The organism is Serratia grimesii NBRC 13537 (genome assembly GCF_001590905.1).
Taxonomy (GTDB): Bacteria; Pseudomonadota; Gammaproteobacteria; order Enterobacterales; family Enterobacteriaceae; genus Serratia; species Serratia grimesii.
Window position 1 is genome coordinate 193,679 of record NZ_BCTT01000012.1, and the last position, 14,750, is coordinate 208,428.

The following is a 14,750-nucleotide window of genomic DNA, read 5'->3' on the forward strand; positions in this document are numbered from 1 at the left end:
AAAACACGTTCGGTCTTTTTATTCAGGGGACCTGTTTGTTTATCTGAACGTCAATCTGCTCTTTACCGCTGAAATTCTGCAGCGCGCTTTCACCGAACCAGTCACCCGCCTGCGGCGTGGCCAGACCATCCTGAGAAATTCGTACCCGCACCTTGACCTGATGCTGGGCCGAAAGCAGCCGTTCAGGCATCATGGCGTTACTGTCATCCAACGAAAACGACAGTGGGAAACGGCTTAAAGGCAGTTGTTTTACTGCAACCGGCACCGGATTGGTACCATCGGTCACCGAGATTACCAGTGTACCTTGCTGCGGCAAAGCGTTAGTCGCCTGCGGCGATAACGTCACGTTAACAGCAAGTTTAACAGTTTCTCCGCCCGCCTGGGTTTTTGCTTGTTCAATGCTGCGCTTTATCACCTCGGCACGTTGATCGTTAGCTGGCAGCAGTTTCAACATCACCTGCCAGGCGCCGATCGCCTGCTTGAAATCACCCTGTTCAAATGAATTAAACGCCAACAGACTCAGCACCCGCAGATTGGTATGATCTTCGGCGATCATTTTGCGCAGCATCTGTGTGGCCTGCTTGTTATCCTCCGGATCATTGGATCGCGTCAAGACTTCTGCGTAACCCAGGCGCACTTCCAGACTATTCGGATCCAGTTGATAGGCATGCGCAAATGCTTGAGTGGCTGTGGTCGCATTATTCAGCGCCATGCCGACACGCCCCAACATCATCCAGTCATTAATATTGCGATCGTCCTGTTGCAACGCGGTACGTAACCCCAAACCAAGACGGGCAATCTCTTCCATGCTCAGCGGTTGGGCACGTTCATTGGCAACGCGCGCGCGCAGTTCCGGCATTTGGGCTTCCACCTGCTGCCAGTCCAGCACCTGTGCCAATCCGCCTGTTTTCAGATAAAAACCCAAGGTGACTACGACCAACAGTGCAACGCCAGGCACTAATGCCCACCGATTGATCGGCTTGGTCTGCGCTTCTTGCTGACCAGGGATGTCATTCAACAGGTTTTGCTGCAGTTCCTTCACCAACTCCGGACGCTCAGCAACTACGCCCTGTTCTTCGTCCTGCTCAAGTTCGTGCAGGCGATCCTGGTAAAATGCCTTGTTCAACGCATCCCGACTCGCGGCCGTGCTTTTGCCGCTGTGGCGCATCGCCGGCACCACCAGCAACGCCGCAGCGCCCACCAGCAACACAATAATAATCAGCCAAAAAGCCATTAGGGTTTCTTCCTGTCAGTCTCTTTCAGCAGCGCCGCCAGACGCTGTTGCTCCTGTTCGGAGAATTCATCGTTAGCGTTAGCAGCACCGGCGCGGCGACGGCGAGTGCGCAGTATCACTACCGCTCCGCCGATCAGCACAAACAGCAACGGACCAACCCACAAGATCAACGTTGCCGGGGTCACAGGGGGCTCATAGGTAACAAAATTACCGTAGCGCGCGACCATGTAATCGATGATCTGCTGCTTGCTCTGACCCTGCATCATCAATTCGTACACTTTGGTACGCATGTCCGCCGCGATGATGGCGTTAGAGTCAGCAATGCTGTTGTTCTGGCATTTCGGGCAGCGCAGCTGCTCGGTCAGTTCACGGTATTGCTGTTCCTGCTCCACCGATTTGAACTGGTAGGTATCGATAGCTGCTGCTGCGCTCCAGCTCAGCAATGCGGCAAATATCAAGACAATCAGCTTCATGCTTCACCTCCGTACTTTTTGTACAGTGGTAACACTTCCTGCTGCCACACGCGTTCGTTCATATCCCCAGCGTGGCGATAGCGAATAATGCCTTGTCCGTCGATCAGGAAGGTTTCCGGTGCGCCATACACGCCCAAATCCAGCCCCAACATGCCATCGCCGTCATACAGGCTAAGTGCATAAGGATTGCCCAGCGAGTTCAGCCAGGTCACCGCTTTGCTGCGATCGTCTTTATAGTTCAGCCCTACTACGCGGATACCGCGCGCGGCCAACGTATTGAGGTATTGATGCTCTGCGCGGCAGGTTGGGCACCAGGTGGCCCAGACGTTCAACAGCATAGGTTTGCCATTGCGCAGCACCGCCTGATCGAAAGTCTTGCCGGGCTGATCGAGGGACTCCAGTTTGAAGGCCGGCACCGGTTTGCCAATCAACGCCGATTCCAGCATCGTCGGGTCTTCACCACCGGCGTTACGCGTCAATTGCACCATAAATGCCGCCACCAGCAACAGAAACAGGATTAACGGGATAAACAGCAGTTTACGGTTCATGCCTGCTCCTCCAGTTTGCCTTCACGCTTGAGTTTTTTGCTCATCCGATAGCGCGGGTCGAGAATACACAGGATGCCGCCAATCGCCATAAATACCCCGCCGAACCAGATCCAGCGTACGAAGGGTTTATAATACAACCGCACGGCCCAAGAACCGTCGTCCAGCTCTTCGCCCAGAGCCGCATACAGGTCACGGCTGAAGCCGCCGTCGATAGCCGCTTCAGTCATCATGCTGCGCGCCACGCTGTAGAAGCGTTTTTCCGCGTGCAACGTCGCTTCGGGCTTGCCGTTGCGCGTGACATCAATGATGCCGACACCGCCAGTGTAGTTTGGCCCACGGATATCGTGCACATCGCGGAACACAAAGTGATAGTTATGGATATCCACGCTGTCACCGGCCTTCATGCGGACGTCGCGTTCCACGCTGTAGTTCTGGCTAAAGGCAATACCGATGACCGTCACCGCGACGCCAAGGTGACCCAGCACCATACCCCAGTGACTGCGGGAAAGATGGCTCAGGCCGCGCCAGAAACCGTGACGATGCGTCGCACGTTCGTGCAACTCCATCAGCGTCAGGATAATCACCCACACAGCCATGATCAGCCCTACTACCGTCATCCCGGCGACGCTGTCTTGCAGCAGCCACGGCAACAGTATCGACAGCACCAGCGTAATCACCAGCGCCACGCTCAGGCGGCGCCACAGCTTGGTCGGCTCATCACGGCGCCAGCGCACCAGAGGGCCAATACCCATCAACAGCGCCATCGGCGCCATCAGCCAGGTGAACATGGTATTAAAGAACGGTTCGCCAATAGAAATACTACCCAGGCCAAGCTGTTTATGCACCAGCGGCAACAGCGTACCCAGCAGCACCACCAGCATGGCGGCGATCAACAACACATTGTTGCCCAACAGGAAAGTTTCACGCGAGAAGGTTTCATGCTGTACCCTGCTGCGCACCTGGCCGCCCTTGACCGCATAGAGCAGTAAAGAGCCACCGATCACGATCACCAGATAGGCGAGGATAAACATGCCGCGCGCCGGATCGGATGCAAAGGAATGCACCGACACCAGCACGCCGGAGCGCACCAGGAAGGTGCCTAACAAGCACAAAGAGAAAGCGGTAATAGCCAGTAATACTGTCCAGGCCTTGAAGGTGCCGCGTTTTTCAGTCACCGCAAGTGAGTGCATTAACGCCGTACCGGCCAGCCACGGCATAAATGAAGCGTTCTCGACCGGATCCCAGAACCACCAACCGCCCCAACCCAGTTCGTAATAAGCCCAGGCAGAACCCAGCACGATGCCCATAGTAAGGAACACCCACGCCGCAGTGGTCCAGGGACGTGACCAGCGTGCCCACGCGGTATCGAGTCGACCGGCCATCAGTGAGGCGATGGCAAACGCGAAAGCCACCGAGAAACCGACATACCCCATGTACAACAACGGCGGATGGAAAATCAGGCCGATATCCTGCAGCAGAGGGTTGAGGTCACTGCCGTCGATCGGGAAGTTAGGTAATGTGCGGGTGAACGGGTTGGAAGTCATGATAATGAACAGCAGGAAACCTGCGGTAATCATGCCCATTACCGACAGCACACGCGCCACGGCATCTTGCGGCATCGCACGGCTGCACAACGCCACCGCCAGTGACCAACAGCTGAGCAGCAACACCCACAGCAGCAGTGACCCTTCATGGGCGCCCCAGGTAGCGGCGATGCGGTAATACACTGGCAGTTGCGTGTTGGAGTTGGCGGCCACATAGGCCACGGTAAAATCATTGACGACAAAAGCATGCACCAGACAGATAAAGGCCAGTGCAATGGCGGCAAACATACCGTAGGTCAACGGACGTGCAACCGCCATCATGCGACGATCCTGACGCGCAGCGCCCCACTGTGGGTAAATACTCAGCAGCAATGAGATCGCCAACGCTAAGCACAGCAGAAAACTTCCCGCTTCCGGCATCATGATTTAGCGCCCTCATTCTGCGGAGCCGCATAGGTCGACGCCGGTCCCTTATGGTTTTCTTTCATTGCGTCAGCCACTTCCGGCGGTGTGTATTTTTCATCGTGTTTCGCCAGCACTTCACGCGCATTGACCACGTTGCCCTCACCCAGCACGCCTTGTGCTACCACACCCTGCCCTTCACGGAACAGATCCGGCAGAATGCCGGTGTAAGTAACATCGATCGCGCCACGTGCATCATAGACTTTGAAGCTGACCTGCAACGTTTTCTGATCGCGCTTCACCGACCCTGGCATCACCATGCCACCGATACGCAGGCGTTGCCCCACTTCCGGTTTTTCATGGTTTTCGCCCTTGCCCAGCAGAATTTCACTCGGGGTATAAAACAGATCGATGTTGGAACGCAGCGCATACAGCATCAGGGTTGCAGTAAGCGCGACGCCGATAAGCACTACAATCGCCAGATACAGGCGACTTTTACGACGTGGATTCACAATGATTTCTCCCGCGAGTTAGCGGATTTTTGTTTCGACTGCTGCGACTGACGAATCCGTCGTTCGCGCGCCTGACGACGACCGATCTCACTCAGCAATTGCCGGCGCTGCCAGAAAGTATGGACGACCAAGCCCAACAACGAGAGCAGCGTGATAGACACCGCCAGCCAGACGTAGAAAGCATACCCACCCATAGCGAAAAACGCCTGCCAGCTAGTAAATGCGGCATTCATGATTGGCGCTCCTTATTGACCAGCCCGGCAACCCACGGACGCTGACGTTCCTGAGACAGGATCAGATTACGCAAACGCATCAACGTGAGGGTGATAAAGAAAAGCAGATAACCGAGGATTGCCCAACGCAGCGGGGTACGCATACTTGGCGCTATGCTCTGTTGCATATTGGTGGAACCCTGGTGCAGCGTATTCCACCATTCGACTGAGAAATGAATAATTGGGATGTTCACCACCCCTACCAGCACCAAAATACCCGCGGCGCGGCCCGCGAGACGCCGGTCTTCGAAGGCGTTGTACAGCGCAATAATGCCGATATAAAGAAACAGCAGTACCAATTCAGAGGTCAGGCGCGCGTCCCATACCCACCAGGTGCCCCACATCGGCTTACCCCAAGCGGAGCCGGTGACCAGGGCAATAAAGGTAAATACCGCGCCGACGGGTGCCATCGCAGCGACAACGGTATCCGACATTTTCATCTGCCACACCAGGCCGATAAAGGCGGCAACCGCCATCGAACCGTAGATCCCCATCGACCACATGGCGGCCGGCACATGGATATACATGATGCGGAAGCTATCACCCTGCTGATAGTCTTTGGGGGCGAAACCAAACCCCCATACCCAACCCAGCAGCAAACAGGCTGCACCGGCCAGCCCCAGCCAGGGGATAAAACGTCCACAGACATGATACAGCCGTTCAGGCTGGGCGAATTGATGTAACCATTTCCACATTGTCGTCATTGCTCACGGTAAATTTATACGGTGGCCGCCCCGTTTACCGAGGCGACGAAAATTACTTGTGCGGTGGAACACGCTCTTTGTGGCGTTAACCCGCAATTCAATACGTTAGCTAGTGCACGCTCACTCGCAGCGCTGCTGCGGTGGCGAAAGGTACCAACGTTATACTCCCCGCCAACATCGCACCCAGAATCGCCAGGTAACCGTCTATCGGCATGCCCATAGAGGCGGCGTCGATGGCAGCAGTGGAAAATATCAGTACCGGTATATACAGTGGCAATACCAGCAGACTCAGCAGCACGCCGCCTTTGCGTAACCCGACGGTCAACGCCACACCGATAGAACCAATCAAGCTTAGCGTCGGCGTCCCCAGCAACAGCGTCAACGCGACGGCCTGCCAGGTATTCATATCCAACGACAGCAACAATGCCACCAGCGGCGACAGGATTAATAAGGGTAAGCCTGTTACTACCCAGTGAGCACACACTTTGCCTAGCACCGTCATTGGGAGTGGTGTCGGCAACAGCAGTAGTTGCTCTAACGAGCCATCAAGAAAGTCATCGCGGAACAAACGCTCCAGCGACAACAACGCCGCCAGCAGTGCAGCGACCCAAATTATCCCCGGCGAAATACGCGCCAGCAACTGTGGTTCCGGGCCAATTCCTAGCGGAAACAGCGTGATAACAATCAGGAAAAACCACAGAGGATTTACGATTTCCGACCCTTTGCGAAAGGCAATCTTCAGCTCACGGCGCAATATAGTCAAAAACATCAAAAATTCTCCACGCGGTTTTCCGTCAGGCTGATTTTCCCTACAGCCTGTGTCGCGCCAGTCAAATCCTGATGCGTGGTCAACAATACCATGCCGCCCTGCCGTGTATGTTGCTCAAAAAGGCTAATCAATTCAGCCACGCCTTGCTTATCGATTGCCGTTAGCGGTTCATCCAGGATCCAAAGTGGGCTGTCGCTGAGCCACAGACGTGCCAATGCAACCCGGCGCTGCTGCCCAGCGGAAAGCTGCGCCACGGGTAAATCCTCATAACCTACCAACCCCACCTGCTCCAACGCCTGCCAAATCGCCTGACGATCAGGAGCCATGCGCACTGCCTGGTAAAACTGCAGGTTCTCAAAAGGGGTCAACATGGTTTTAATCCCCGGCTGATGGCCGAGAAACAGTAAATCCTGATGGTAGCGGTCGCGATGGCGTAACGTATTTTGTCCGTGCCAGCAAACGTCTCCGCTATCTGGCCGTGCCAAACCAGCCAAAATGCGTAACAGGCTGGTCTTACCCGCACCGTTAGGCCCTTCAACCTGAATAATCTCGCCCGGCTTTACCGTAAAGCTTAACGCGCTAAACAGGGTGCGTTCATCACGGACGCAACTCAGATTTTTAGCTTCCAGCATCGGGAGAACTCATATTTTTCTTTGGGATAGCGATCATAGCATAAGCCATCTGCGGCACGAACCCCGCCACAGGCCGCTCAGCTACTCCAATAGGGGTAATATTGCGTACCAGATCAAGAATGCGTAGAAAAAACCGACGGCGTTAAACTCTTGTTACTTTTTTCTGCAATTTGCAGCATGGCTTTCCCAGCAGCGCTGCGCCAACTACGCTTAATCCGTGGCCTTGGCAGCATCAATGGAGAGAGCAAATAATGAACGATCAACACCCTCACCCACAGGTAGATACGGATAATGACGTGCAAGTCGAAAGCAAGGAGCATGAACAGGGCAAGAGTGAAATCGAGATAAAGGAAGAAAATTTACCCTCACGCGCAGCAGCAGTGCATGAGCAAATCCGTATGGAAGGTGAGAAAGAGCTGGAACGCGACTGGTTGGCGCTGCTGTGGTCAGCAGTAGCAGCCGGGCTATCGATGGGAGCCTCGCTGATGGCGAAAGGCATTTTTCACGCCCGCTTGCCGGACGACCCTAGCCGCTTCTTTATTGAGAATATTGGTTACACCTTTGGTTTTATCATCGTGATTATGGCGCGCCAGCAGCTGTTTACCGAAAATACCGTCACCGCCGTGCTGCCGATCATGCATAAGCCTACACCGAGAAATTTCGTTATCCTGTTTCGCCTGTGGGGTGTGGTGCTGCTTGGTAACCTGATTGGCACCGGGCTGGCGTCGCTGGCATTTATCCATATGCCGATTTTTGATGAAAACACCCGCAACGCCTTCGTTAGCCTTTCGAAAGAGGTGATGCAAAATTCACCGTCAGAAATGTTTGCCAACGGTATTTTGGCCGGCTGGATCATCGCTACCATGGTGTGGATGTTTCCTTCTGCTGGCGCAGCCAAGATTTGGGTGATCGTACTAATGACCTATCTGGTGGCGATTTGCGATCTCACCCATATCGTGGTCGGATCGGTAGAGATCCTTTATCTGGTGTTTACCGGCGTGATCCCCTGGCAAGATTTTATCTACCCATTCGCCATTCCGACGCTGGCCGGCAACATTATCGGCGGCACCTTTATCTTTGCGTTAATCAGCCATGCGCAGATCCGCAACGATATGAGTGACAAAAGCAAGGCGGAACGTCTAAAGGCAGAAAAACAAACGGCCAAGGCAAGAAAACCGTGATCGCGATCAGCGCGACAGGCAAAATTCAGCGCATATTGGCGATGGAATGAGCAAACGCACCGCTAAGCGCTTATTCTGCGGGTAAAAAAAGGTATACTGCCCCGGCAGCTTTGGTTGCCGGTCGCAGCGTCCCCGTAGTTAAACGGATATAACAAGCCCCTCCTAAGGGCTAGTTACTGGTTCGATTCCAGTCGGGGACACCATAAGCCAATATACTCACCGCTATCAAAACCCGATAAACTCGGTACCCCACAAGACGTTAAACCACTTTCATCGCCCAAATATTCCCTCGCGGGATATCTAATATTATCAGTAGGATGTGAGTCAAGATCCCATAGTCTGGCACATCTCTGAATATTAAAGGTATAATCCCACACACGATTTAATCGATTTTAGAAACGAACATGACAAAACTAACATTACAAGAGCAGATGCTTAAAGCTGGATTAGTCAGCAGTAAGAAACTAGAGAAAGTGCAAAGAACGGCTAAGAAATCACGCGTCCAGGCTCGTGAGGCGAGAGAAGCCGTAGAATTAAACAAAAAGACGCAAATCGAGCGTGATAAGCAGCTGAGTGATCAACAAAAGCAAGCAGCCTTATCTAAAGAATATAAAGCGCAGATAAAACAACTCATTGAAATGAACAGGATCGTCATCTCAAAGGGTGACATTAGCTATAATTTCACAGATAATAATTTAATTAAAAATATCTCTGTGGATAAAGCTACTCAGACTCAGTTAATAAGTGGTCGCCTCGCCATTGCTCGCCTGATTACTGATAATAACAGTGAGGGTGAATATGCGATTATACCTGCGATCGTGGCCAATAAAATTGCACAACGGGATGCGAGTTACATAGTATTAAGTGCTGAACTCAGTCAGGAAGCTAAAGACGAAGAAGATCCTTATGCCGACTTTGTTGTCCCTGATGATTTGATGTGGTAAACCGGATCCTACGGGCAACGGACTGTAACCCTTGCCCTTATCTCAATTCTTTCCGCACAGTCAAAAACGAATACAGAAGAACACGTTATAACAGTATTAATGCCTCGTTGTAATTTACCGCGTGATTAAACCCATTATCAACAAACAACTTACTCCCCCACACTTCAGCACCTTCCAAAAACATGTTAAATCATATTTTAGTTCCATTCATTAAAATGCTACCATTGTTAAATCACGCGAATGGAGTAATAGCATGTTCCCCAACAAAAAGTATTCACAAAGAGCAAGCCCGCTAACTAGCTATCAATTTTCTCGCTTGCATACTTTTGAATGTGTCGCCCGTCATTTATCCTTTTCATTGGCGGCAGAAGAATTGTCAATTACTCCCAGTGCGGTAAGCCATAGAATTAACTTGTTAGAAAAAGAATTGGGGTTTCTTTTATTTCAACGTTTTCATCGCAGAATTACACTGACGCCTGATGGCGAACGTATGCAATGGTCGTTAAGTCACTCCTTTGATGCCCTGACCCAAGAAATTCTTGATATTAAAAACCGTGAATTGACGGGCACCTTAACCATTTATTCACACCCCTCGATTGTACAATGCTTGCTGATACCCAGAATCAGCGATTTTACTGCTCAGTACCCCACCATTCATTTAAACATTCTCACGGGCCAGGAAAATATCAACCTGGCCAATCGAGGCGTCGATTTAGCACTGTATTTCGGTCGCCTGCCGTCGGGCAAGCAACTGGACGAAGCCTTTATGCAAGAGAGCATGGTCCCAATCTGCACTGCGCAATACGCCCAAAAGCATAATCTCTACAACGCTCCTGAAAACCTGGCACATTGCACTCTACTGCACGATCGCTACAACTCAGGTGAAGACGAATGGCTAACCTGGTCAGAACATTTTAATTTAGGGTTAGATACCGACAGCAAAAGCATGGAGTTCGATCGCTCAGATCTGGCTGTGCTGGCGGCAACACAGCATCTTGGCGTTGCGATGGGCCGACTTAATTTGGTACAAGACTGGATTAAAAGCGGTGAGCTGATTATTCCGTTTACCAATATGACTCTACCTTGCGAACACTGTTATTTTATTTCAACCACAACCGAACGCCAGTGGCCGAAGATCATCGCTTTCAAACAGTGGATGATGAAGATAGCACCTCTGGCCTAATGGCCAGAGGCATTAGCAGGTTTCTATTACCATTTTTTTGGAATATAAGAAAAACCCAGTGCACAGCTGTACAAACGTCCGGCCTTAGAATAATAAATATGCTTGCGGTTGTTATCCCATGCCACAGAGTCATTATTAGTAAACTTCATTATTTCCACCGGCTTCTGATTAGATAAACGTCTTCGCCGGGTGCTTTCCATCACAAAAAAATCGCCGTTATCACTTAATGTTATTAAAGGATAACCCCAGGCGTACTTGGATATTTGCACCGTGATAGTGAATTGGCTTTCGCAGATTATTTGGTAGCTGTGTATATCAACATCCATAATTTATATTTTTGGTGCAATCCTTCTGTCAAGATAAAACAAGTAAGAGCAACTTACGACAATAAGACCTAAAACGATCAGTACAGAGCCCAGCACAAATTCAATCTGTAACGGTTCCCCCAAGATCACCACCCCGGCTAAAATGCCAAAAATGGGTGTCATAAAGGTCAGAATCCCCAGCGAGGATGCCTGATAAACGCGCAGTAAAGAAAACCAGATCAAATAGCTGATAAAAGAGACAACAATCGTTTGGAATAACAGGCTGATCCAGGCCACATGGCTCAGATTAAAATGCACGCTCTCCGCCGTCATCGCCAACAGAGATAATAGAATGCAGGCCCCTGTGAGTTGGAACAGCAGCGTTTGTTTTGACGAGCAATTTGCCAGACTCGTGGTCCGGATGACTATTGTCGATCCCCCCCAAGCCAGCCCGGCCAACAAACCATATATATCCCCACGCAGCTGACTTTCTGCGCCGGTACTCCCGTCGATACCTGTGATAGCAAGTACGACACCGCCAAAGGCGATGGCGATACCTGCCCACTGTATGATCGATAAACGTTCATGCCTGATAAAAAAATGCAGGCCCATAGCGGAGAATAAAGGTGCGGTGTACAAAAAGACCGCCATGTGTGACGCGCTGGTATAACGTAAGCCTTCAGAGACAAAAAAGAACTCCAACGCAAACAGCAACCCAATGCACAGACCAGCTAACAACGTGGAACGGTCACGGACAAATTTTTCACCTCTGTAACGCGTCAAGAGATAGACCGCTAAAGCGGCGATGCCTGACCTGATAGCGATTTGCAACACGGAAGATATGTCGGGCTCTGCCGCTTTGATCGCCACCTGCTGCAAACCCCATACAGCGCATATCATCATCATGGCGGCGGCAGCTCTGCCGTCTATGTTGTTTCTGGAACTCATCATCCCCCCTGCTAACCACGTATCTCAGAATACAACCTGCCCTCACCACGAATAAAAATGGCGATATATATACCTGATAAAAACCTAAGATTTATTCTTTATAGACCACTATTTCTTGGTACATTTTAATCACCTCACTGTCACTATCTACGTCACCGGTGTATTCAGTCTGCTGTGCCACATGAATAACCTTCCAGCCACGTTTCGCCAAACCAGGAATAGTCACTTGACCGATTTCACGGCAAGTAAAAATCGTATCATCACTCAATCTCAACTCACCAATGCCTGCATAATCATATGCTTGCGAATGACAAACATGTGACTCTGCCGCCATCAGTGGTAATGAAAAAAAACCTAAAAACAATGTGAGATAAAATTTCATAGCGACCTCAAAATCCCTTATTAACTCAGTAAACCTTGTAAAACTTTCCGAAAAATAAAAACGAAAAATATACGCATTAAAATATCTCTGGCCACAATTAAATTACACGGCATATGGCATTCACTGACAAGTGAAAAATATAATGCTTTGTGTTAGCTGAATTCATCCGAGTGCTGTCACCACCTGTCAGTCAATGCGTTGATGCCCCCCTAACGTCAGTTTCTCGTGCTCCCCTCCTGCGAGTGGTTAGAAACAAATCAAATAATTAGCAAGAAAAGTAACTTTTTGTGATCAAGATCGTGTTAAATATGCGCCCGCTTTTACAAAACCAAGAAAAGCGATGAAAACGCTCAGGAAATTTCCTGAGCAAATCACTGATGCACGAAGGTTCAGTGAGAGTGGCAAGCATACACAGGGATATAAAATGACATACAAATTGCGCGCATTAACTCAGGCAGTTGCTCTGGGGCTGGTCGTTGGCAGTGCTTCTTTTGCTGCCCAGGCTGAAATTACTCTGCTGAAGCAGGATCCTCAGGCTGGCGATCCGCTGAGCCGTCTTAACTTTACGGTCGGCGGCAGTATCCGTCCGCAGTTCAACAATATGACTGGCGACAGCGATAAAGGCTCTTACAAGCGTAACGGTTTCGACGGAGGCACCCGTTTCCGCTTTGCCGCTGATTATTACCTGTTCGACGATATTAGCTGGATCAGCTACTACGAACTGGGTGTGAACATTCCTGCGCTCTTCAACTGGGATAATCACTATGCCGATGGTGCTAACAACACCAGTCGCCGCATGTTGTACACCGGTCTGAAAAGTAAAACCTGGGGGCAATTGACCTTTGGTCAGCAAAACAGTGTGTACTATGACGTGGTCGGCGCCAAAACCGATATTTGGGATTACGACATGTTGGCCCAAGCACCGGGGAACGGCATCAACGGCGATTACGACGGCTCTTATCGTTCACGTAAGATGCTGAAATACAAAAACACCTTCGGTGACGCAGACGTTTACGCTTCCTATCTATTCAGCGACAACGAATATCTGCCGGGCAACGGTCTGCGCTACAAGCGCGAGGGTGGCGGTTCACTGGGTGTGGATTACCACCTGACGCCGGATCTGACCTGGGGCACAGCGTGGAACTATACCCGCGCGGAGATGCGTGACCCATCCACCAACACCACAAAAGATTACGATCAGAACATCCTGGGTACAGCGCTGAGCTGGAAACCAGATAACTGGACACTGACCTTCGGTGGCGGTTGGTACAACAACTTCCTGACCAATAAAAAAGCCAATGTTAACGACTACTTCGCCGGTGACGCCTGGGGTATTGAGTATCTGGCCGGTTACACCGTACCTGTAGGACAATATGCGGTGAAATCCGTGATGCCATACTTTATGGGTGACCGCCTACAGTACGTGAGCGGCCGTGATTATCAGCGTATTGATAACGGCTTGGGCGTTACCGTGCAGTTTGATTATGGTTTCCGCGTCGATGTGGAACACGTGCTGACGTCAAGCACCGATAATCTCGGTGATATGACCCTGGTACGTCTGCGTTACGATTTCTAATCACTACCGACGTAAAAAAGGCCGCTTCAGCGGCCTTTTTTATCGATGCATAATATTAAAATCCGCCGCGCGCCGAACGGCCCACGGCCTCTCCCAACTGCCACACTGCCATCGCATAGTGCGTGCTGTGGTTATAGCGGGTGATCGTATAGAAGTTAGGTAAACCGTACCAGTATTGATAGCCGGTACCAATATCCAGACGCAGCAGGCTGGCTTCTTGGTTATCACCCAGTGAGCCCTGTGGACTCAGGCCTGCCGCAGCCAGGCTAGCAACGGAATAACGCGTTTTAAACCCATTTTCCAACCCTGGAGCCTGGCCGTTAGCCTGTACCGCAACAGGTTCACCCTTAGTCCAGCCATGTGCTTTAAAGTAGTTAGCAACACTGCCGATAGCATCCACCGGATCCCACAAGTTAATGTGACCGTCACCGTTGAAATCTACAGCGTAACTTTTAAATGAGGACGGCATAAACTGACCGTAACCCATAGCGCCAGCAAATGAACCGCGCAGCTCCAGCGGATCATCCCCTTCAGTACGTGACATCAGCAGGAAAGTTTCCAGCTCGCCAGCAAAATAATCGGCGCGGCGTGGATAGTCGAACGCCAGGGTAGACAGTGCATCGATAATGCGGGTTTTACCCATTACGCGGCCCCAACGGGTTTCAACGCCGATAATGCCGACAATGATTTCCGGCGGCACGCCGTAGACCTGGTAAGCACGCTGTAGCGCATCCTGATACTGATTCCAGAATTGCACGCCATTTTGCACGTTATCCGGCGTAATAAATTTATTGCGATAGCGCAACCAGGAACCGTTCGGTCCCGAAGGTGCTTGTGTGGATGGCGTTGGCGCCTGGCGATCCATCAAGCGCAGTACAGAGTCTAACCGCCTGGCCTGGGCCAGCACGTCATGCAACTGCTGACGATCGAAACCGTGTTCCTGCACCATTTTATCGATAAAACGGGCGGTGTTCGGGTTGTTGGCAAAATCGCCCCCCAACGGCTGACCTGAATGTGCTGGTGTCAGCAGAAAACCGCCTTTCACGGTGTTGTCCTGCGGCGTGGCTGAGGTCGGCTTCGGCCCGCTGCTACAGGCAGTGAGTAAGGTAAGCAGAGGGAGAAGAACAACTAAATGACGCAT

At 51.3% G+C, this 14,750-nt stretch carries 16 protein-coding genes and 1 tRNA gene; 5 read left to right on the forward strand and 12 right to left on the reverse strand.

Features of this window, described 5'->3' with window-relative positions; genetic code table 11:
* Positions 1 to 22: 22 nt before the first annotated feature.
* The 9 genes from ccmI to ccmA all read right to left on the reverse strand — a co-directional run bounded on the left by ccmI (position 23) and on the right by ccmA (position 7,090).
* A complete protein-coding gene (gene ccmI, locus SGR01S_RS16810) occupies positions 23 to 1,234 on the reverse strand; it encodes a c-type cytochrome biogenesis protein CcmI (protein WP_037423642.1) in 1,212 nt (403 codons plus the stop codon).
* Positions 1,234 to 1,707, reverse strand: a complete 474-nt coding sequence (locus tag SGR01S_RS16815; protein WP_037423645.1) for a cytochrome c-type biogenesis protein — start codon at positions 1,705 to 1,707, stop codon at positions 1,234 to 1,236. Before SGR01S_RS16815 ends, ccmI begins: the two co-directional genes overlap by 1 nt.
* Positions 1,704 to 2,255 carry a DsbE family thiol:disulfide interchange protein gene (locus tag SGR01S_RS16820; RefSeq protein WP_061808057.1) on the reverse strand — a complete coding sequence of 184 codons (552 nt, stop codon included), beginning with the start codon at positions 2,253 to 2,255 and terminating at the stop codon, positions 1,704 to 1,706. Before SGR01S_RS16820 ends, SGR01S_RS16815 begins: the two co-directional genes overlap by 4 nt.
* Positions 2,252 to 4,222, reverse strand: coding sequence for a heme lyase CcmF/NrfE family subunit (locus tag SGR01S_RS16825; protein WP_061808058.1), 1,971 nt, complete (start codon positions 4,220 to 4,222; stop codon positions 2,252 to 2,254). The genes SGR01S_RS16820 and SGR01S_RS16825 overlap by 4 nt, the downstream gene beginning before the upstream one ends.
* Positions 4,219 to 4,713, reverse strand: a complete 495-nt coding sequence (gene ccmE, locus SGR01S_RS16830; RefSeq protein ID WP_037423650.1) for a cytochrome c maturation protein CcmE — start codon at positions 4,711 to 4,713, stop codon at positions 4,219 to 4,221. Before ccmE ends, SGR01S_RS16825 begins: the two co-directional genes overlap by 4 nt.
* Positions 4,710 to 4,946: a heme exporter protein CcmD gene (gene ccmD / locus SGR01S_RS16835; protein WP_061808059.1), complete on the reverse strand. Its 237-nt coding sequence runs from the start codon at positions 4,944 to 4,946 to the stop codon at positions 4,710 to 4,712. The genes ccmE and ccmD overlap by 4 nt, the downstream gene beginning before the upstream one ends.
* Positions 4,943 to 5,680, reverse strand: coding sequence for a heme ABC transporter permease (locus tag SGR01S_RS16840; protein WP_037423656.1), 738 nt, complete (start codon positions 5,678 to 5,680; stop codon positions 4,943 to 4,945). The genes ccmD and SGR01S_RS16840 overlap by 4 nt, the downstream gene beginning before the upstream one ends.
* A 118-nt stretch (positions 5,681 to 5,798) precedes the next feature.
* Entirely contained in the window at positions 5,799 to 6,458 is a 660-nt protein-coding gene (gene ccmB / locus SGR01S_RS16845) for a heme exporter protein CcmB (RefSeq protein ID WP_037423659.1), read from the reverse strand.
* Positions 6,458 to 7,090, reverse strand: coding sequence for a cytochrome c biogenesis heme-transporting ATPase CcmA (gene ccmA, locus SGR01S_RS16850; protein ID WP_061808060.1), 633 nt, complete (start codon positions 7,088 to 7,090; stop codon positions 6,458 to 6,460). Before ccmA ends, ccmB begins: the two co-directional genes overlap by 1 nt.
* 251 nt (positions 7,091 to 7,341) lie before the next feature.
* Between ccmA and SGR01S_RS16855 the strand changes: the two genes are divergently transcribed.
* The 4 genes from SGR01S_RS16855 (at position 7,342) to dsdC (ending at position 10,398) form a co-directional block, all read left to right on the forward strand.
* Positions 7,342 to 8,271 (forward strand): formate/nitrite transporter family protein, encoded by a 930-nt coding sequence (locus SGR01S_RS16855; RefSeq protein ID WP_061808061.1) that lies wholly within the window; start codon positions 7,342 to 7,344, stop codon positions 8,269 to 8,271.
* A gap of 128 nt (positions 8,272 to 8,399) precedes the next feature.
* Positions 8,400 to 8,474 (forward strand) — tRNA-Arg (locus SGR01S_RS16860).
* Positions 8,475 to 8,675: 201 nt separating this feature from the next.
* Positions 8,676 to 9,215 carry a DUF2058 domain-containing protein gene (locus tag SGR01S_RS16865; RefSeq protein ID WP_037423664.1) on the forward strand — a complete coding sequence of 180 codons (540 nt, stop codon included), beginning with the start codon at positions 8,676 to 8,678 and terminating at the stop codon, positions 9,213 to 9,215.
* A gap of 253 nt (positions 9,216 to 9,468) precedes the next feature.
* Entirely contained in the window at positions 9,469 to 10,398 is a 930-nt protein-coding gene (gene dsdC / locus SGR01S_RS16870) for a DNA-binding transcriptional regulator DsdC (protein WP_037423665.1), read from the forward strand.
* Positions 10,399 to 10,727: 329 nt separating this feature from the next.
* On the opposite strand, the gene SGR01S_RS16880 is transcribed toward dsdC, so the two are convergent.
* Both SGR01S_RS16880 and SGR01S_RS16885 read right to left on the reverse strand, forming a co-directional pair.
* Positions 10,728 to 11,651: a DMT family transporter gene (locus SGR01S_RS16880; protein ID WP_061808063.1), complete on the reverse strand. Its 924-nt coding sequence runs from the start codon at positions 11,649 to 11,651 to the stop codon at positions 10,728 to 10,730.
* Positions 11,652 to 11,742: 91 nt separating this feature from the next.
* Positions 11,743 to 12,033: a hypothetical protein gene (locus SGR01S_RS16885; RefSeq protein WP_061808064.1), complete on the reverse strand. Its 291-nt coding sequence runs from the start codon at positions 12,031 to 12,033 to the stop codon at positions 11,743 to 11,745.
* A 424-nt stretch (positions 12,034 to 12,457) separates the two neighbouring features.
* On the opposite strand from SGR01S_RS16885, the gene SGR01S_RS16890 reads away from it, so the two are divergent.
* Positions 12,458 to 13,609 (forward strand): porin, encoded by a 1,152-nt coding sequence (locus SGR01S_RS16890; RefSeq protein ID WP_037423673.1) that lies wholly within the window; start codon positions 12,458 to 12,460, stop codon positions 13,607 to 13,609.
* A gap of 55 nt (positions 13,610 to 13,664) precedes the next feature.
* On the opposite strand, the gene mltB is transcribed toward SGR01S_RS16890, so the two are convergent.
* A complete protein-coding gene (mltB, locus tag SGR01S_RS16895; RefSeq protein WP_037423676.1) occupies positions 13,665 to 14,750 on the reverse strand; it encodes a lytic murein transglycosylase B in 1,086 nt (361 codons plus the stop codon).